Annotated in this window: 16 protein-coding genes; 2 read left to right on the top strand and 14 right to left on the bottom strand. The window is 63.5% G+C overall.

What is annotated here, in order from left to right; all coding sequences use genetic code 11:
- Window positions 1–35: 35 nt before the first annotated feature.
- Complete coding sequence (locus tag ACSSV4_RS12575; protein WP_454275525.1) at window positions 36–1,145, bottom strand: tellurite resistance/C4-dicarboxylate transporter family protein; 1,110 nt, start codon at window positions 1,143–1,145, stop codon at window positions 36–38.
- On the bottom strand, window positions 1,132–1,497 hold the full coding sequence (locus ACSSV4_RS12570; RefSeq protein ID WP_454275524.1) for a hypothetical protein: 366 nt from the start codon (window positions 1,495–1,497) through the stop codon (window positions 1,132–1,134). The genes ACSSV4_RS12575 and ACSSV4_RS12570 overlap by 14 nt, the downstream gene beginning before the upstream one ends.
- A 180-nt stretch (window positions 1,498–1,677) precedes the next feature.
- Here ACSSV4_RS12570 and ACSSV4_RS12565 point away from each other — a divergent pair, with 180 nt between their 5' ends.
- The gene (locus ACSSV4_RS12565; protein ID WP_454275523.1) at window positions 1,678–2,814 is read left to right on the top strand and encodes an HPP family protein; all 1,137 of its coding nucleotides are present in this window, start codon (window positions 1,678–1,680) and stop codon (window positions 2,812–2,814) included.
- A gap of 75 nt (window positions 2,815–2,889) precedes the next feature.
- On the opposite strand, the gene ACSSV4_RS12560 is transcribed toward ACSSV4_RS12565, so the two are convergent.
- The 9 genes from ACSSV4_RS12560 to ACSSV4_RS12520 are packed head-to-tail and all read right to left on the bottom strand — an operon-like array spanning window position 2,890 to window position 15,582.
- On the bottom strand, window positions 2,890–3,411 hold the full coding sequence (locus tag ACSSV4_RS12560; RefSeq protein ID WP_454275522.1) for a DUF2478 domain-containing protein: 522 nt from the start codon (window positions 3,409–3,411) through the stop codon (window positions 2,890–2,892).
- A gap of 11 nt (window positions 3,412–3,422) precedes the next feature.
- A complete protein-coding gene (locus tag ACSSV4_RS12555; protein WP_454275521.1) occupies window positions 3,423–4,700 on the bottom strand; it encodes a molybdopterin molybdotransferase MoeA in 1,278 nt (425 codons plus the stop codon).
- Window positions 4,687–5,268: a hemerythrin domain-containing protein gene (locus tag ACSSV4_RS12550; protein WP_454275520.1), complete on the bottom strand. Its 582-nt coding sequence runs from the start codon at window positions 5,266–5,268 to the stop codon at window positions 4,687–4,689. The genes ACSSV4_RS12555 and ACSSV4_RS12550 overlap by 14 nt, the downstream gene beginning before the upstream one ends.
- Window positions 5,269–5,288: 20 nt before the next feature.
- A complete protein-coding gene (locus tag ACSSV4_RS12545) occupies window positions 5,289–6,083 on the bottom strand; it encodes a peptidylprolyl isomerase (protein ID WP_454275519.1) in 795 nt (264 codons plus the stop codon).
- Between the two features lie 5 nt (window positions 6,084–6,088).
- Window positions 6,089–6,874 (bottom strand): respiratory nitrate reductase subunit gamma, encoded by a 786-nt coding sequence (gene narI, locus ACSSV4_RS12540; protein ID WP_454275518.1) that lies wholly within the window; start codon window positions 6,872–6,874, stop codon window positions 6,089–6,091.
- A gap of 1 nt (window position 6,875) precedes the next feature.
- Window positions 6,876–7,574 carry a nitrate reductase molybdenum cofactor assembly chaperone gene (narJ, locus tag ACSSV4_RS12535; protein WP_454275579.1) on the bottom strand — a complete coding sequence of 233 codons (699 nt, stop codon included), beginning with the start codon at window positions 7,572–7,574 and terminating at the stop codon, window positions 6,876–6,878.
- A gap of 2 nt (window positions 7,575–7,576) precedes the next feature.
- The gene (gene narH / locus ACSSV4_RS12530; RefSeq protein ID WP_297771718.1) at window positions 7,577–9,103 is read right to left on the bottom strand and encodes a nitrate reductase subunit beta; all 1,527 of its coding nucleotides are present in this window, start codon (window positions 9,101–9,103) and stop codon (window positions 7,577–7,579) included.
- Complete coding sequence (locus ACSSV4_RS12525; protein ID WP_454275517.1) at window positions 9,100–12,846, bottom strand: nitrate reductase subunit alpha; 3,747 nt, start codon at window positions 12,844–12,846, stop codon at window positions 9,100–9,102. Before ACSSV4_RS12525 ends, narH begins: the two co-directional genes overlap by 4 nt.
- A 15-nt stretch (window positions 12,847–12,861) precedes the next feature.
- A complete protein-coding gene (locus tag ACSSV4_RS12520; protein ID WP_454275516.1) occupies window positions 12,862–15,582 on the bottom strand; it encodes a nitrate/nitrite transporter in 2,721 nt (906 codons plus the stop codon).
- A 241-nt stretch (window positions 15,583–15,823) separates the two neighbouring features.
- On the opposite strand from ACSSV4_RS12520, the gene ACSSV4_RS12515 reads away from it, so the two are divergent.
- On the top strand, window positions 15,824–16,522 hold the full coding sequence (locus ACSSV4_RS12515) for a helix-turn-helix domain-containing protein (protein WP_454275515.1): 699 nt from the start codon (window positions 15,824–15,826) through the stop codon (window positions 16,520–16,522).
- A 338-nt stretch (window positions 16,523–16,860) separates the two neighbouring features.
- On the opposite strand, the gene ACSSV4_RS12510 is transcribed toward ACSSV4_RS12515, so the two are convergent.
- From ACSSV4_RS12510 to ACSSV4_RS12500, 3 genes are all read right to left on the bottom strand, one after another.
- The gene (locus tag ACSSV4_RS12510; RefSeq protein WP_454275514.1) at window positions 16,861–17,157 is read right to left on the bottom strand and encodes a DUF6455 family protein; all 297 of its coding nucleotides are present in this window, start codon (window positions 17,155–17,157) and stop codon (window positions 16,861–16,863) included.
- Window positions 17,158–17,246: 89 nt separating this feature from the next.
- Window positions 17,247–17,843: an NnrU family protein gene (locus ACSSV4_RS12505; RefSeq protein WP_454275513.1), complete on the bottom strand. Its 597-nt coding sequence runs from the start codon at window positions 17,841–17,843 to the stop codon at window positions 17,247–17,249.
- 82 nt (window positions 17,844–17,925) lie between these two features.
- Entirely contained in the window at window positions 17,926–19,134 is a 1,209-nt protein-coding gene (locus tag ACSSV4_RS12500) for an NnrS family protein (protein ID WP_454275512.1), read from the bottom strand.
- Window positions 19,135–19,148: the final 14 nt, after the last annotated feature.

The raw sequence follows: 19,148 nt of genomic DNA, 5'->3' as shown, positions 1-19,148 counted from the left end.
CGAAGGGATGATCCCGCATCCTCCAAAAACGACGGTCATGGAACCCGGGGCGCTTCTCGCATTGCAGCACGCCCGGCTTGCACGATGCGCCGTCCAAGCCCCGCCATCCCCAGCACCCAGGCTGTGAGGGCGACATAGACCAGCACCTCCGGGATCGGGTCGAGGAAGCCGTAGCCCATCGCGCGGTCGAATTGATAGGTGCTGGTGGTGTACATCGCCAGCGGAAAGACCATGCCCCAGATCGCCGGTTCATAGGTGAAACGGTCGCGCATCCAGACGTAGCGCCACAGCATCAGCCCGAACAGGAACGGGATCCACCAGCTCGCCACCGCCCAGAAGAAAAAGGTGAAGCCCTTGATGAACGGCAAGAGCGGGCCCAGCAGAGGCCAGGTCTCGGCGCGCAGGATCAGGATCGAGCCCGCCAGCGCCGTGATCGCCACCGCGCCCATGTTGATCCAGTAGGGCGGGCTGAAATCCTCGCGGTTCATCGGCACGAAGGTCAGGCGGTAGAAGATCAGCGGGATGATCGCCAGATACAGCATGCAGCCGATCAGGAACATCGCGATCACCTGGAACTGGATCGCCTCGGGCGGGGCCGCGCCCGTGTCGATCACCCCCCGCAGCACCACCACCGACTGGGTCGAGAACGCGGCGATCAGCCAGGCGCCGTTGATGCCGCGCGCCAGCGTCGGCTTGCGCGCCCGCACGGTGACGGCGGTGAAGAAGGTATACATGATCCCGAACCACAGGATCAGGCCAAGCCACCACAGCGCGTCGCCCACGCCCGTGGCCCCGATCACCACCACGTTCTGCGTGCCCAGCACACAGGTGCCCGCAACGATGGTGAAGAACCCCGGCGCGCGCTGATGGTCCGAGATGTCGCGGAGCAGCACTGCGCGGAACCGCAAGGCGCGCAGGATCGTCAGGCCCCAGAGCACCGGCCAGGCGATCCAGTTGACCCCGATCAGCGCCAGCGCGACCGGGCGCGGCCCCATGAAATGGCAGGCGATCGACACCACGCCGGTCGCCATCACCAGCGCGAAATAACCTGGAAAGAGCGACGCTGCGCCATCGAGCAGAAGCCGGCTCAGGCCCGAAGACCGAGCGGCTCCGTTCTCGGGTTCGGGCCCCTCATCCCCGCGCATATCTGAGCATCAGTTCAAGCTGGAGAAAGAAAAGAACAAGGGCTGTGTTCAACCCCCAGGCGACGGTCAGCCATCGCGCCAGAGTGCCCCAGAACGGACTGGCGTTCGGCGCGCAGCGCCAGATTGCGACCAGTATCCAGACCGTATAGGCCGCCGAAGTCAGGATCAGCGCTTGCTGAAACGCCAATTGTCCTGCATCGAGCGCAGTTGCGTGCAGGATGGCGAGAGCCATGCTCACCGCAACGCCATATCCCCAGAAGACGACCGGCAAGGACATCCGCCCCTGCCATGCGAGCAGTTCAGGAGCGAAGAACAATGAGAAGAATGAGTTTCTGGACTCGTCAGGCGTCATGGCCGCCCCTTTCCGAGTGAGATTGAACCAATGCCCGTTAATTTGAAAGCCGAAAGGCCATCGGTGTCCGAATTTGAGGACGGCCTTGGCTCAAGAATCAGGAAAACAGTTCCTCAGCCGCGTCTTGCCCCTCGGGCTCGCGTTTATCTTCGCCGGATTCTACGCGCGCTTGGACCTGCCATGTCGCGCCCGAAGTGGCGCGAGGCATTGCGGGCGGCTCTGGGGGCCGGGCTGGCGCTCGCGCTGTGCGGCATCCTTCTTGTCATGCTGGAAGCCTGGCGAGGCATGGCATCCGGATACTTGCTGATCGCCCCTCTTGGCGCGACGGCATTCCTCGTCTTCGCCGTGCCGAACTCGCCACTCGCGCAGCCCTGGTCTGCGGTCGTCGGCAATACGGTCTCGGCGATTGCCGCCATTGCGGTGACGGGCCTCGGCCTTGCACCGGAACTTGGCGCCGGCCTCGCGGTATGTCTCGCCATGGCCGCGATGGCGGCGCTGCGCGCCATGCACCCGCCCGGGGCGGCGGTCGCACTGACGACGGTCCTTTCCACGCCCGAAGGCGGAACGCTCGGCCTGGGTTTCGCTGCCTCGCCCGTCTTGCTCGACACGGCGCTGCTGGTCGGCTTGGCGGTTCTCTACAACCGGGCCACCGGACGCAAATATCCCTTCCGCCAGCCCGCCATCTCCAGCCGCCACGCAACCGACAACGTCGATCCGGAACGCCGCCTCGGGCTATCGGGTGATGATCTGGCCGCGGTTCTGGACCGATACAACCTGAGCGCCAATATCGGTGCGGAGGATTTCGGCCGCATCCTGGCCGCTGCCGAGGCCGAGGCCGCGCGCCAGCACTTCGACGGCCTGACCTGCGCCGAGGTGATGTCGCGGGACGTGGTTACGGTGACGCCCGCAACGCGGCTCGGGCGCGTGGCCGACCTGTTCCGGGAACACCGCTTCAAGACGCTTCCCGTGGTGGAACCGGACGGCACGCTCTGCGGGATCATTACACAGAATGACCTGATCCAACGTGCCCGCGGCGATGCCACCCTTCGCCACGACGGCTTTGCCTCGGCGCTCCTCGGGATGCTGGACAGTGTGCGCGGAGGGCTTGTTGCGCGTGACGTGATGACAACCGACCTGCGCACCGTTGCACCGGCGGATGGCATCGGAGTGCTCGTTCACCTTCTCGCGGATGGCGGCGTCCAGGCCGCGCCGGTGGTGACAGCGGGCCGCCTGGACGGGATCGTGACCCGGTCAGATCTGTTGGCCGTGCTTGCGCGGCGGACGGTCCTTGCCGGTCTCACGCCGACCCGCGACTGATCGCGAGCGCATCACGGAATCGCCCCCCCGGTAGCGCCGACACCTGCCGTTTTCCGAAGCTGGTGGCTCTGATGCTCAGATATCGGTCAGCTCGGAGGCAACGACCGACATCGCCCAAGACTCCAGGCTTGTCCGATCGGGTGCAACCTCTATTGCCGCCCCGTCGGAAAATGCCTCGAACGCATCGCGGTTCAGTGCATTCAGACCCACCAACACCGGCACATCCAGCTCAACCGCCGAAGCAATCACTTCGCGGAAGCCGCGTCCTTCGGCCTCGTGCTTTCCGAATTTGTTGATGATCAGTAGGTCTGCCCCGGCCATCAGGCGCGCCGCGACGTGTCCTACGGCTGTTTCCAGCGCGTCCGCGTCAAGGCGACAGCCGCGCGCCTCCGGTCCCCGGCCCTGGCTGATGCGCAGAACAGGCCCGTCAGGCAGCACCCGCACATCCATGTCGCAGGGGCGCGTGTCGGCGCGTTCAGTGTTGATCTGGACGGTGCCGGCACATCGCACCCCTTGAACGGCCAGGCGCGCGGCGAGTCGTTCGAGCAGGAGGTCCGTGTCGCCACGTCCGGGCGCCATCGTGAAGGCAAGAGTCATGACATGGGTCCTCAATTCGGGCAGAAGGGTTGGAATTCGACCAGCGCCCCTGCGGGCAGGACATCCGTGTCGGCGGGCAGGAAGATCAGGCCATCTGCGGAGGGAAGGTGCCCGACACGACCTGAATCGATTGTGTCGTCACAGTGGACGACCTCACGCCCTTGCCCGTCGAAACCGGCCAAGGTGGCGGGCCTGAGTTCGCAGCGCCCCGGCTTTCGCCGGATGGCGGTGGCGATCACGACGTGGCGGCGTTGCGCTAACCCCGTTTCCCCGGTCAGCCCCCGCACAAGCGCGGTTCCGAAAAGCGCCCACGTCACATAGGCCGACAGCGGATTTCCGGGCAGCCCTAGCCAGAAGGCCGATCCGATGCGCCCGAAGGAAACGGGTTTGCCCGGCTTGACGGCGACTCCGCTGAACACGATGTCACCCCCGAGCGTGGCGAGTGCGGGCTTCACATGGTCCTCCTCACCCACCGAAAGCCCGCCCGTCGTCACTATCAGATCGACGGATGTGGCCAATTCCTCAATCTGCCGGGCAAGCCCATCGCGATCGTCGTCGCCGTGCGACGCGCGAACGATCTCAACACCCGCAAGTCCAAGGAAGGCCGAGAGCATCGGCGTGTTAATGTCCCAAATCTGTCCGGCATCTCGCGCCCCCCCGGCGCGACGCACCTCGTCGCCCGTGACCAGCAGGGCGGCGCGCACCCTGCGCCGGACGCGCAGAACGCCGGCGCCGGCGGCGGCACAGGCGGCAATGTCTCGCGGCCCCAGTTTGCGGCCCGCGTCGAGAACGGTCGCGCCCGCCGCGATGTCGCTGCCCGCGCGGCGGATGTTGAGACCGGGCGCGGGGCGTTCGAACAGGCGGACCGCCTCGCCCGTCCGAAGGACAGCTTCCTGCATCACCACGGCATCGGCGCCCGCGGGAACCGGCGCGCCGGTGAAGATGCGGGCGGCGGTCGGACCGGAGAGGGGAGCGGCAGGGGTTTGTCCGGCAGCAAGCCGGGCCACCACCCGCAGATCCCATGGACCAGCTCCGATCAGTGTCGAGGTGTCGAGCGCATAGCCATCCATCGCTGCGTTGTCGAAGGCCGGCGCCAAGGCACGGGAGCGGACGGGATGGGCGAGGACACGACCGAGCGCATCGGCCAGCGAAACGGCCTCGGTCCGCCCGACCGTCTTGGCCTGGGCAGCGATGCGCCCCAAGGCCTCGTCGAAACCGATGAGAGGTGCCAGCTTGTCGTAGCCGTCACATCCGCATTCGGCCTTCAAAATTGCGCTATGTATCGTCATTACGAAGCCCCCTTTTCGGTTCGGATTTCACATCATTTGCGATCCCACGGCGACGTGCCATGCCGGCGTGAAGCCGCGAGAGGTCCCCGGCGTTCAAACGCAGACGGGCAAAGGGGAGAAGGATCGCATTCTCCAGGATCAGGTGACGTCTTGCATGATCGGCATATCGGTGAAGCGCGGCACAGGCCGTCGGTTCGATTTCGGGCGTTGCGCCCTGCAGTATGGCCGTGATCCTCGGCGTATCGAAATCGGCATGTCTGTGATCTGTGCTGAGCCGCTTGAGCAGGCGGTCGATTTCATCCTCCTCCGAGCAGCGCGCTTGCAGGAGCGGAAACAAGTCAGTCTCTTCGTCTTCAAGGTGGAGTGGAAGCTCATCCGAAAGGAAAGACATGATGGGCTTTGTCTCGGTGCCCGATGCACGGCCCAAATCGGCGATCCGGTCCAACATGGCGCAAACCTCGCGCTCTCGAAGGTGCACGGCATGCAAATAGTCGATCGGAGCGGCGAGCAGACCTGGGTCGATTGACGTGAGGCCGGGTCGGCTGCGCGTCTGAACTGGAGGGTACATGCCGCGTCCTTTCGCAGGGTTCAGATCGGAGCGAGGCTTGCGCCTGTGATCTTTGCGCTTTGGGCCAGAGTTTCGACGAAATCCCGTGATGCCCTCGCCCAGGCCGCCTTTTCCAGCGCCTGCGCGATCTTGGGGCGCACGGTGTCGTAGGGCAGCACCTGCCCCGGCGCGATGGCGTTGAGGCGGATGATGTGCCACCCGTGGCGTGACAGCACCGGCGCCGGGCTCATGCCGCCTTCGGGCAAGCCGCGCAGGGCCGCCTCGAACTCCGGCACGGTGTCGCCGGGGCCAAGCTGACCCAGGTGACCACCCGCATTCTTCGATCCGCAATCGCTCTCGCGGGCGGCTGAGGCAAAGCCCTTGGCCTCACCATCCAGCTTGGCAAGTAGCGCCGTTGCCCGTCTCTCGGCTGACGCACGCTCTTCGTCATCGCGCGGGTCGCAGGCACAGAGGATATGCGACACGTCCCACAACGGGGCCGAGCGGTAGCGGTCGGGGTCTTTCGACCATTCGGCACGCACCGCTTCCTCGGTGATGGGCTGAATGCTCAGCGCCTCATCGAGAAGCGCGCGAATGAGCGCCTCCTCTTCGGTCTCGAAACGCCCGGGGGCCAGTTCCATCGGGTCAGGGACCAGCCCGCGTGCCCTTGCCTCCTGCAATAGAAGCGCACGGATCGCCAGCGCCTGCGCGGCCTTGCGCCATGCGATGCCGGGCTTTTCACGCGGACCGGTGTGGTTCTGGGCCTCGGCGGCAATCGCCGCCGAGGGTATGGTGTCATCGTTCACGACGACATCGGGGAAAAGAGCCACGTTCATCGCACTTACTCCGCCGGGGTCGTGGTTGCGGGGCTGCTCTCGCCCTGCCGTTTGTCAAAGGCGCGGCGACGTTCGTCCAGCGGGCGGCGGCGGCGCGAACGCACGATCTGGTAGCCCGAGCGCGCCAGAAGGTAGCGGAACGGAGCGGCGAAGCCCGACCAGATATGCACCAGCCGCGTGAACGGGAACAGGATGGTGATGATCAGCCCGAGGAAGATGTGCAGCTTGTAAAGCCAGTGCACATTCACCACCGTGACCCAGGCGTTGACGTTCCACGTCACCACGCTTTGCGACCAGGTCATGAAGCGGACCATCTCGGCCCCGTCCATGTGCTGGAGCGTCTGCGTGATAGTCAGAAGGCCAATGGCAAGCTGAAGCCAGATCAGCCCCATGATGACGATATCCGGCATGGTCGAGGTCACGCGAATGCGTGGATCGGCCAGCCGCCGGTGCAACAGCATGGTCGAGCCGATCAGCGCGGCGATGCCCGCCGGGCCGCCAATCAGAACCGCCATCCACTGTTTCAGACCATAGGGAACACCGAGCGCATCCAGTACCCAGATCGGCGTGAAGAGACCGATCAGATGGCCGAAGAATACCGTCAGAATACCGACGTGAAACAGAATGGATCCCCAGACCAGCTGCTTGCGGCGCAAGAGTTGGCTGGACGAGCTTTTCCAGGTGAAGGGGTCGCGTTCATAGCGCGCGACGGAGCCCACGAGGAACACCGTCAGCGCGACATAAGGCATGACCCCGAAGATGATGAAATTGATATCGAAATTGCCGAACATGTCATGCGCTCCTGTTCAGGGGTGTGGTGGGGGCGTCCATGCCCGCCAGCATGTCGCGGACCTGCGGGCAGCCTGCGTTCGGGTCTGGGCCAAAGGTAACTTCGGTTTCCTCCCAGACCGCGTCGAGCGCCTCGAGATCGGTCGGGTCGTCGTCGGGCTGCGCCAGCATCTCGGTCAATGCCTCGGCGTCGGGCTGCGTTCCAGAAAGCTGCGACAGCGCTTTGAAAACGTTGGCATAACCACTTTCGCGCCGCTCCAGCCGCGTGCCGAGCGCGTCGAGGATATGCGCCGCGTCGGCGAGGATGTCCTGTGCCTCGGCAAAGGGCCGCATGGAGAGGAACTCCAGAAGTACCGGCAGGTGATCGGGCAGTTCCGTGGTGGCGGGCTCGACCCCGCCCTCCCGGTAGGTCTCGATCAGGCTGACCATCGCGCCGCCCCGGTCCCGGCTTTCGCCATGGACGTGCTCGAAGAGGTTGAGCGACAGGCTCCGCGAGCGGTCGAAGAGCATCACGTAACCCTCTTGCAGGGCATAGATATCGCCCTGCCCCAGGTTTTCGGTAAGCGTTTGCAACGCCGCGCGGTGGCTTGCGTCGATGCGCGTATCCGTTGCCAGGACGTCCGCGATTTCTGGCATCGCCGCCTGCAACTCCGTTGAGGGGTAGCTCAGCAGCAGCGACAGGGCTTTCAATGTACGGTCCATCATCAGAATGTCTCCGTCGGAAGGGCAAAATTCTTCTTCTTTCCGCCAAAGAGCGTCGTCTTGCCGGTTTCGCCGGAAGAACAGCCATTGCCATCGGTAAAGCCGCAGCCGCCGCGAATGTTAGCCCCGTCTTCGTTCTGTTCGCGGTGCGCCGTGGGGATCGCGAAACGGTCCTCGTAATCGGCGATGGCCATGATCTTGTACATGTCCTCGATCACCCGGCCCGACATGCCGACGCGGGCGGCAATCGCCTCGTCGCGCACGCCATCGACGCTGAGGGCCCGCATGTAAAGCCGCATGGCCGACATCCGCTCCAGCGCGTGCACGATGGGCTCCTCATCGCCCGCCGTTAGCATGTTGGCGAGGTACTTCACCGGGATTCGCAATGAGCGCACGTCGGGCATCTGGTCGCTCATCGCGATCTGCCCCGCCTGCGCGGCGTTCTGGATGGGTGAGAGCGGCGGGATATACCAGACCATCGGCAGGGTGCGGTATTCCGGGTGCAGCGGGAAGGCTACCTTCCAATCCATCGCCATCTTCCAGACCGGGCTGACCTTCGCCGCCTCGATCCAGTCCTCGGGAATGCCGTCACGGCGCGCCGCTTCGATCACCTCCGGATCGTTGGGGTCAAGGAACACATCCATCTGTGCGCCATAGAGATCGGTCTCGCGTTCGGCGCTGGCCGCTTCCTCGATCTTGTCGGCATCATAGAGGATCACGCCCAGATAACGGATGCGACCGACGCAGGTCTCCGAACACACGGTCGGCTGGCCGGACTCGATGCGCGGATAGCAGAAGGTACATTTCTCGGATTTGCCGCTTTCCCAGTTGTAGTAGATCTTCTTGTAGGGGCAGCCCGAGATGCACATCCGCCAGCCGCGGCACTTCTCCTGGTCGATCAGGACGATGCCGTCCTCCTCGCGCTTGTAGATCGCGCCCGAGGGGCACGACGCCGAACAGGTCGGGTTCAGACAATGTTCGCACAGGCGCGGCAGGTACATCATGAAGGTATTTTCATACTCTCCATAGATCTCCTTCTGCACATTCTCGAAGTTGTAGTCCTGCGACCGCTTGGAGAACTCGCCGCCGAGGATTTCCTCCCAGTTGGGGCCCTTTTCGATCTTTTCCATACGCTCGCCGGTGATCGCAGAGCGCGGGCGCGCGGTCGGGAAATGATCCATGTCAGGCGCGGATTTCAAGTGATCATAGTCGAAATCGAACGGCTCGTAATAGTCGTCGATCTCGGGCATCGAGGGGTTGGCAAAGATATTCGCCAGAATTCGCCACTTGGCCCCCTGCTTAGGCTGCAGCTTTCCGCTCGCCGAACGCACCCAGCCCCCGTTCCAGCGTTTCTGGTTTTCCCAGTCAGTGGGATAGCCGGTGCCGGGCTTGGTCTCGACATTGTTGAACCAAGCGTATTCAACGCCTTCGCGGGTCGTCCACACGTTCTTGCAGGTCACCGAGCAGGTGTGACACCCGATGCATTTATCAAGGTTCAGGACCTTGCCGATTTGCGCACGAACTCTCATTCCGCTGCCTCCACTTTTCCGGTTGCGGGCTGATCCAGCCAGTCGATCTTCTTCATCTTGCGCACGATCACGAATTCGTCGCGGTTGCTGCCAACGGTGCCGTAATAGTTGAACCCGTAGGAAAGCTGCGCGTAGCCGCCGATCATGTGCGTGGGCTTGAGCGTGGCACGGGTGACCGAGTTGTGAATACCACCGCGATGGCCGGTCTTCTCGGAGCCGGGCGTGTTCACGATCTTTTCCTGCGCGTGATACATGAACAGTGTGCCCTGCTTGATCCGCTGGGACACCACCACTCGCGCGGTCAGCGCGCCGTTGATGTTGTAGGCCTCGACCCAATCGTTATCGACCAACCCGACCTTTTGCGCGTCTACCTCGGACATCCACACGACCGGTCCGCCCCGGTTCAGCGTCAACATCAAGAGGTTGTCGGTATACGTGCTGTGGATGCCCCATTTCTGATGGGGCGTGATGAAGTTGAGCACCACATGCGGGCTGCCCTCGGCCGCGTCGTTGTTGACGGCGGCGGTGATGGTCTTGAGGTCGACCGGCGGGCGGTAGCCCACGAAGCCTTCGCCAAAGGCGCGCATCCACAGGTGATCTTGATAGAGCTGTTGTCGCCCAGTGAGGGTGCGCCACGGGATCAACTCGTGCACATTGGTATAGCCCGCGTTATAGCTGACCTTGTCGCTCTCGATGCCCGACCATGTGGGCGACGAGATGATCTTGCGCGGCTGTGCCGCGATATCGCGAAAGCGGATCTTGTTGTGATGCTCGCCCTCGGCCAGATGCGCGTGGTGCCGCCCGGTGGGTTTCTCCAGTTCTTCCCACGCCTTGACCGCGACATTGCCGTTGGTTTCCGGCGCAAGCATCAGGATCATTTCACAGGCGTCAATGGCTGTCTCAAGCTTCGGCTGTCCCTTGGAGACACCCTCGTCCAGAACCTCGCCGTTGAGGTCGCGGAGGGCCTGCACCTCATCACCGGTGTTCCAGTTGATCCCCTTACCGCCATTGCCAAGCTTTTCCAGGAGCGGGCCTATGGAGGTGAACTTCCTGTAAAGGTTAGGATAATCCCGTTCCACCGCGATATAGTTGGGCGCGGTCTTGCCCGGGATCAGGTCGCATTCACCCTTTTTCCAGTCCTTGACATGGGCCTGCGCCAACTCGCCCGGTGTGTCGTGCAAAAGCGGAAGCTGCACGATATCGGTCTCGACCCCCAGTACCTCGGGCGCGACCTCGGAGAATTTCTTCGCAATCGCCTTGAAGATCTCCCAGTCGGACTTGCTCTCATAGGCCGGGTCCACCGCCGCCTGCAGCGGGTGGATGAACGGGTGCATGTCGGACGTGTTCATGTCGTCCTTTTCATACCAACTCGCCGTCGGCAGGACGATGTCGGAATAGACGGCGGTGGTGGACATGCGGAAGTCGATGCAGACCAGCAGGTCAAGCTTGCCCTTGGGTGCCTCGTCATGCCAGACGGCCTCTTTCGGCATGGCCTGCCCTTCCTCGCCCAGATCCTTGCCCATCACGCCGTGATCGGTGCCCAGAAGGTGCTTGAGGAAATATTCGTGCCCCTTGCCTGAAGACCCGAGCAGGTTCGAGCGCCACACAAACAAATTGCGCGGCCAGTTCTCGGGCGCGTCCGGGTCCTCGCAGGACATTTGCAACGCGCCGGATTTCAGTTGTTCGGCGACATAGGCGGGAATGTCCTTGCCAGCTTTCTTGGCCGCCTTTGATACCTCCAGCGGGTTGGTTTTCAGCTGTGGGGCGGACGGCAGCCAGCCCATGCGTTCGGCGCGGATGTTGTAATCGATCAGGCTGATATCCCAATCGCCCTCCGGCGCGGTGGGCGACAGGATCTCGCCCGCGCTCAGCGTCTCGTAGCGCCACTGATCGGTATGGGCATACCAGGCGGAGGTGGAGTTCATGTGCCGCGGCGGGCGGTTCCAGTCCAGCGCGAAGGCCAGCGGTTGCCAGCCGGTCTGCGGGCGCAGCTTCTCTTGCCCCACGTAATGCGACCAGCCGCCGCCCTCTTGACCAATGCAGCCGCACATCACCAGCATGTTGATGATGCCGCGATAGTTCATGTCCATGTGGTACCAGTGGTTCAGACCAGCCCCGAGAATGACCATGGATTTTCCATGGGTTTTCTCTGCATTGCCTGCGAACTCGCGCGCCACGGCGATGATTTTCTCACGCTCTACACCGGTGATCTTCTCGGCCCAGGCGGGGGTGTAGGGGCTGTCGTCGTCGAAATCCTTCGACACCCAATCGCCACCAAGTCCACGGTCCAGCCCGTAATTGGCACAGAACAGGTCGAAGACCGTGGCGACCAGCGCTGACTGGCCGTCGGCGAGCGTGACGCGGCGGGCGGGAATGTTGCGGGTCAACACCTCGGGGTGGTCGCATTTGACGAAATCGCCCGTCGCGGCACCGCCGAAATAGGGGAAATCGACTCCCACAACCTCGTCATGGTCGCCATCTAGAATCTGGCTCAGGCGCAGTTGGGCATCGGTTTCCTTGGCGCGTTGCTCAAGGTTCCACTTGCCTTCCTCGCCCCAGCGGAACCCGATGGACCCGTTGGGGGCAACGATCTGGCCCGAGGCCTCATCATAGGCCACGGTCTTCCAGTCAGGATTATTGGTCTCGCCCAACTTGCCGTCGAAATCCTCGGCCCGCAGCATCCGGCCCGGGACAAGGTGGCCGTCCTTTTCGTCCAGCCGCACCAGCATCGGCATGTCGGTGTATTTGCGGGCGTAGTCCTCGAAATACTCGGCCTGCCGGTCAAGGTGGTATTCGCGCAGGATCACGTGGCCCATCGCCATTGCCAGCGCCGCGTCGGTGCCCGCCTGCGGGTTCAGCCAGATATCGCCGAACTTGGCGGCCTCGGAATAGTCGGGGCTTACCACTGCTGACTTCGTGCCGCGATAGCGGACCTCGGTGTAGAAATGCGCGTCGGGCGTGCGGGTCTGCGGCACGTTCGAGCCCCAGAGCATCAGGAAGCCCGCGTTGTACCAGTCGGCGCTTTCGGGCACGTCCGTCTGTTCGCCCCATGTTTGCGGGCTGGCGGGCGGCAGGTCGCAATACCAGTCGTAGAACGACATGCAGGTGCCACCCAGAAGGCTCAGGTAGCGGGTGCCGGCGGCGTAGCTGACCATCGACATCGCGGGGATCGGCGAGAAGCCGAACACCCGGTCGGGGCCGTAGGTCTTGGCGGTATAGGCGTTGGCGGCGGCGACGATCTCGGTCGCCTCGTCCCAGGTGGCGCGCACGAACCCGCCCTTGCCGCGCGTTTTTGTGATCGAGGCGCGCAAGGCCGGATCGTTCTGGATCGCGGCCCAGGCGGCCACCGGGGCCATCTTCGCGCGCATCTGCCGCCAGGCGCGCATCAGGGCGCCCCGGATCAGCGGGTTCTTCACCCGGTTGGCGGAATAGAGATACCAGCTGTAAGAAGCCCCCCGCGCGCAGCCGCGCGGCTCGTGGTTGGGCATGCCCGCGCGGGTGCGCGGATAGTCGGTCTGCTGCGTCTCCCAGGTCACGATGCCGGACTTGACGTAGATCTTCCACGAGCACGACCCGGTGCAGTTCACCCCGTGGGTCGAGCGCACGATCTTGTCGTGCCGCCAGCGGTTTCTGTAGGTGTCCTCCCAATTGCGGTTCTCGGACGTGGTCTGGCCCCAACCGTCGGAGAATTTCTCCAGCTTGTTGCTCTGGAAGAAGTTCAGTCTGTCAAGCAGATGGCTCATCTGGCTTTCCTTTCGTTATTGGGCGGGTTGGGCGGCCGCATCGGGTGCGTTGCCGTGTTCGATGTCATGAAGAAGGCCACCGGGGCGGGTATAGACGGCCCATGTGATCGCCACGCAGATCGCGTAGAAGATCAGGAAGCCCCAGAGCGCGCCCACGGCCGTTCCGGTCATCGCGATGGATGTGCCGTAGGCCTTTGGGATGAAGAAGGCGCCATAGGCCGCGATGGCACTGGTGAAGGCGGTGATGGCACCCGATTCCATGGCGATCTGCCGCTTGCGCTCCTCCAGCCCGAGTTCGGGCATCAGGCGCGGCACTTCGCGGCCCATGATCACCGGGATCATCTGGAAGGTGGAGGCATTGCCGACGCCGGTGAGAAAGAACAGCGCCATGAAGCAGGCAAAGAAGCCGATGAAAGAGCCGACCCCGAGGAAGAAGATCACGCCAAACGTGGCCACGATCATCGCTGCGAAGGTCCAGAAAGTGACCCGGCCACCGCCGAAACGGTCGCTGATCCAGCCGGTTCCGGCGCGGCTCAGCGCGCCCACAAGCGGCCCGAGGAACACGTAGTTCAGCGCGTTGATATCGGGGAAGGCAAGCCGCGTCAGCAGCGGGAAGCCCGCCGAGTAGCCGATGAAGCTGCCGAACGTGCCGGTATATAGAACACACATCAGCCAGTTGTGCTTGCGCCCGAAGATCACCGCCTGATCGGCAAAGCTGGCGCGCGCATCGGCGATGTCGTTCATGCCCAGCCAGGCCGCGATGGTTGCGATCAGGATGAAGGGCACCCAGACAAAGCCCGCGTTCTGCATCCAGAGCTGCCCGCCTTCAGACATGGTCTGCGGCTGACCGCCCAGGGCGCCGAAAACACCCGCCGTGATGACGATGGGCACAAGGAACTGCATCACCGACACGCCCAGGTTGCCAAGGCCCGCGTTCAGCGCCAGCGCGTTGCCCTTTTCGGCCTTCGGGAAGAAGTAACCGATATTGGCCATCGACGAGGCAAAGTTGCCGCCGCCGAAACCGCACAGCAGCGCCAGGGTCAGAAAGATAAGGTAGGGCGTATCGGGGTTCTGCACCGCGTAGCCGATGCCGAGCGCGGGCAGCAGCAGCGAGGCGGTTGAAATGGTTGTCCAAAGCCGCCCGCCAAAGATCGGAACCATGAAGCTGTAGAAGATGCGCAGCGTGGCACCCGACAAGCCCGGCAGGGCGGCCAGCCAGAACAATTGCCCCGGTTCAAAGTCGAACCCGATGGCAGGCAGGCGGGCCACGACCATCGACCACACCATCCAGACCGAAAAGGCCAGAAGCAGTGCCGGGATCGAGATCCACAGGTTGCGGCGGGCAATGGCCCTGCCCTTTTCCTCCCAGAATTTGGGGTCTTCGGGGTGCCAGTCGTCCAGCACGCGCGGCATGGCGGTGCTTTCGGGGTGGTGAATGTCCCGCATCTCGGGCAGTTGCGGTAGCCGGTCGAGCGCCTCGCCATGCGCGGACCGTTCCATCGAGCGGATGGACAGGTGCATCCAGGTCAGCGCGATGCCAACCAGCACGAACAGCAGGGCAAAGCACGACGTATAGATGCCCGTAAGGTCCAGCAGCGCACCAAAGGCGATCGGCAGGGTGAAGCCGCCAAGCCCGCCGATCATGCCGACCAGGCCGCCCACCGCGCCCACATTATTGGGGTAGTAGACCGGGATGTGCTTGAACACGGCCGCCTTGCCAAGGCTCATGAAAAAACCAAGCGCGAAGAGCGTGACAATGAAGGGCCACAAGCCCATCTGCGTGGAAAAGGCGATCGGGCCGTCCTTGCCCTGGATGATGTAATCGGTCGGCGGGTAGGACAGCATGAACAGGAAAAGCAGTGAGAAGCCGAATGTCCAGTACATGACCGAGCGCGCGCCGAACTTGTCCGACAAAATGCCGCCATAGGCCCGGAACAGCGAGGCCGAAAGGCTGAAGGAGGCCGCCGCCATACCGGCAAAGCGCACGTCGATGGCGTAGACATCGATCAGGTAGTGCGGCAGCCACAAGGCAAGCGCGACAAAGGCGCCGAACACGAAAAAGTAGTAAAGCGAGAAACGCCAGACCTGCAGGTTCTTCAGCGGTGCGAATTGCTGCGCGAGGCTGGGGGCCTTGGTGCCGGTCTTGCGTCGTTCGACCAGTTCGGGGTCATCCTTGGCCAGCAGGAAGAACAGCACGCCGATAATGGCAAGCCCGCCCGCCCAGGCATAGGCCACCCCGTGCCAGCCGTAGGCGACCATCACGAAAGGGGCCACGAACTTGGTGACGGCCGCGCCCACATTACCCGCGCCGAATATGCCAAGCGCCGTGCCCTGGTGGCCCGCGTCATACCAGCGGCTGACATAGGCCACGCCGATGATGAACGACCCGCCCGCGAGACCGATGCCAAGCGCCGCGATGAGATACATGATGTAGCTGTCTGCAAGGGTCAGCGCCCATGTCGCCAGCGCCGTCAGGATCATCTGGCTGGAGAACACCAGCCGCCCACCGTATTTCTCGGTCCAGACGCCAAGGAACAGGCGCGTGACCGACCCGGTCAGGATAGGCGTCGCAACCAGAAGGCCGAATTGAAACTCGGTCAGGCCCAGCTCGGCCTTGATGGCGACACCGATGATGGAAAAGATCGTCCAGACCGCGAAACAGGCGGTGAAGGCGATCGTGCTCAGGCTCAGGGCGCGTGTCTGATCGGCGCGCGAGGCTGTGGCTACGGTCTGCATGGCGGTGGCTCCTGCAAATGAGCGTGGAAATCCCCTCGGGAATTGGCGTGACACTGCATTTGTACCGTAGAAATAGATTTGATCTGGATCAAGCTTTTGCAAAAAAGCTTTGAAAATTAACAACATATGGGTATTAATCAAGGCGCTTATACACTAATGTCGGCTGTCTAATTGATTTTTATCAAGTAGTGGTTCAAATAGGTGAGCAAGCGAAAGAAGCTGTAGCTTAGCAGGAGAGCGAATGCCCGAGCGCGAGTATCAAGCCATTCGGCAGTTGCATTTGTTCGAAACCATGGCAGAGGATAACTTTACGGCACTCATGCGCGGTGCCTTCGTGCAGACCTTTCCACCTCACGTGGAACTTATCACCGAGGGCGAGCCGAGCGACTTTTTGCATGTGGTGCTCTCTGGATCCGTGGATCTGTTCGCCGCCTGGAACGAACGGAACACCAGCATGGCCACCGTGAGACCTGTCTCTACCTTCATTCTTGCAGCGACGATCAATGGTGCGCCCTACCTCATGTCGGCGCGTACGCTAGAGAAGAGTCGCATCGCGCTGATCCCGAGCCAGGAAGTCCGCGCCATCTTCGATCTCGACAGCGGTTTCGCCCGGGCCATCGTCACCGATCTGGCACAATGCTATCGGTCTGTTATCAAGGCCCAGAAGGATCTGAAGCTGCGCACATCTACGGAAAGGGTCGCAAACTACCTCCTGCGGGCGCAGGCACAGACCAGTGGCCGGGACGACTTCGACCTTGATTTCGAGAAGCGCCGCCTCGCCTCGGTACTCGGGATGACACCTGAACACCTCAGCCGCGCTTTCAAAGGCTTGCAGTCCCACGGCGTCACGGCGCAAGGCAGCCGCATCCAGATAACAGACCGAACGAAGCTTGAACGCTATGCGCGACCCAATCCCTTGATCGACGATCCCAAAACCTGAGGAGACGAAAATGGTGAAATCCATGCCCGGTGCCGCCGGAAAGGTTGCCAACACGCATCCCGACATCTGGAAGGCGTATTCCGCGCTCGGTCGAGCAACGGCAGAAGCTGGGCCTCTGAGCGACCGCGAACGGCGGCTGGTGAAGCTGGCGCTGGCCATCGGCGCCGGGTCCGAAGGGGCCGTGCACCCCATACCCGCCGCGCACGTTCCGAAGGGATCGAGCAGGCCGCAATCGCGCAGGTCGCACTTCTGGCCATCGGCCCCCTCGGCCTGCCCCGCGCGGTGGCCGCGAAAACCTGGATCGAAGATATCGCCGACGACAGCGCCTTCGAAACGAGCTAGGTGCGACGGCTTCGAAGGCGCTTGTCAGTCTGCAAGGCGGCGATAAGCGGTTGGTTTGCACAGAAGGCGGGCGCGCCGTCCCGCGCGCTTGCCCCGTCGAGCCAGCGTGCACAGTCGGCATCCGCGGTACAGCCGAGGCAGGTTTCCACGCTGCGCTTGGCGACTGCTTCGAGGTCACGAGCCGCGTGCAGCGCCGCGACGCTGACCCCGCAGCGCGCGAACATGCCCCGGCGCAGCCGCATCCTGTCTTCGAAGCTTTCGATGGTCAGGGTTTCGCTGGTCAATGCGGGCATGTCTTGCCTCCATTGGTCGGGACGTACGCTTGAGATTACCACGAAGACTGCCCTCTGTCGCGTCCAAATATTGACGCCCGCGCCTTGCGTCACATCAGCGGGCTAACCCCGAAGAGCCAGGGGTGCAGCCACAGAAGAGCGGCATAGAGGCCGATCCCCAGTGCCAGCCGGATTGCAGCGCCTTGCCATGACACCGGCTCCGGCAGGAGCGGGGCCTGTCGGCGCGCGGCGTCGAGCCGGTGCCACGTCTCGGCCATCTCACGCCGCCTGCGCCGGTCGACCAACCACATGCCGAGGGTGGCGAAGCCCGCGAAGGTGCCGAACAAGATAGCATGCGCCAGATCGCCGTTGGCGATCAAGTGCGCCCCGGCCCAAAGCGCCATCGCCAGAAGCAGCGGGTGCCGCGTCAGCCGGACGATACCCGGGCGCGCGGGTTCAAAATCGTCGTTTCGGGCGCCGCCGAAAGAGAACGGGTTCGGGCGCGCGATGGCGAGTCCGATGATCAGGCAGACCGGCAGCATGACGGTCAGGACGACATGGTTCTGCCAAGGCGCCCAATGCCAGAGCGGAATATAGGGCGCGCGGCCCGCGGCACTGATCAGCCAGGCCAGAACGCCGAGCGACAACGCCGAGTAGGCAAGCCCGAAGCCCGCCGACCCGAGCCGCGCCATCAGCCAAGGTCGCACGGGCGGGCGGATCGGCACGGAATGCGTCAGGAAAAAAGCCGCAAAGGCTAGTGTGTATTCACCCCATCCCATACAACAGGTCTCAGATCCGTTTCGCGGCCGGCAGGCGCAGCAGAACCCCACCGTAGAGTAGGGCGAAGCCACCGAACGCCGTGATCCAGGCCAAGCCCGACAGACCGTGCAGCCACACCGCCTGTTCTGGCCAGGGACCCGCCGCGACCCGGGCCAGCACGGCCAGCACGAGCGCAATGTAAATCGCGATGGTGCCAGGCCCCGCGCAAAGGGCTTGTCCTGTATGCCCCAGCGTGGCCCGGGTCATCACCGCCAGCGTCATCAGCCCAGTTGCGCCGGTCATCCACAGATGCAGGGCCCCGGCCATTCCGAGACCGCCGGGCGACAAGATTTCGACACCGAGCGCAAGCGCGCCAAGCGGGAGGAAGGCATAGGCCACATGTAACACCGTCACCAGTGGTTCGGCCAAGGTCCGGTCACCGGCCCAGCGGGCGAGGCGAACCAGATGCAAAACCCCAGCGAGCAGCAGCGCGAAGCCGATTGCAGCGTGATGCGGGGCCGCGACCCAGGCCAGCAACGCCGCCAGCAGCCACAGCAGCGACAGCTTGTCAAAGCTCTGCATCGGCGGCACCGGGAGGCGACCTGGCCCGCGTTTGACCAGCCAGTTGCGGGTGAAGGAGGGCACGATGCGGCCGCCGATCACCGCGATCATCATGATGCCCGCGCCAAGGCCAAGCCGCAGGCCATAGCCCTGGGCGGCGTAGTCACCGCGCGCGGCCTCCAAATGAAAAACCGCGTTGGCAAGCGCGAAGACCGCCAGCATGGCCAGCACGATCAGGTTGCGCCAGTTCTTGCCCGCGACGATCTCGCGCAGGATCAGCGCCCCGAGAACGACCGGGAAAGCCAGATCGGCCACGGCGACAATGAGCGGCGGCAGGGCCAGTGAGAGCGCCACCGCCAGCCGTCCCATTAGCCACAGCACGGCTAGCCCGCCCAGCGGCCAGCCCACCAGCGGCAAGCGCCCGGTCCAATTCGGCACTGCAGTCAGCAAGAAACCCGCCACGACCGCGCCCAGATACCCGAACAGGAACTCATGGGCATGCCAGCTGACCGGATCAAAGGCCGTCGGCAGCATCAGGTGCCCCGAGAGCATCGGCACCCAAAGCATCATCGACAGCGCGGCCCATGCCGCCGCCCCGAAAAAGAACGGTCGAAACCCGTAAGTCAGGATCGCAGGGCCCGTCCAGGCGCGCATCTGTTCTGCCGTCGTTGTCGTCATTTCAAAATCATCCT

It is taken from the genome of Roseovarius sp. MBR-154 (genome assembly GCF_053628595.1).
This window is presented reverse-complemented; position numbering and strand designations above follow the sequence as displayed.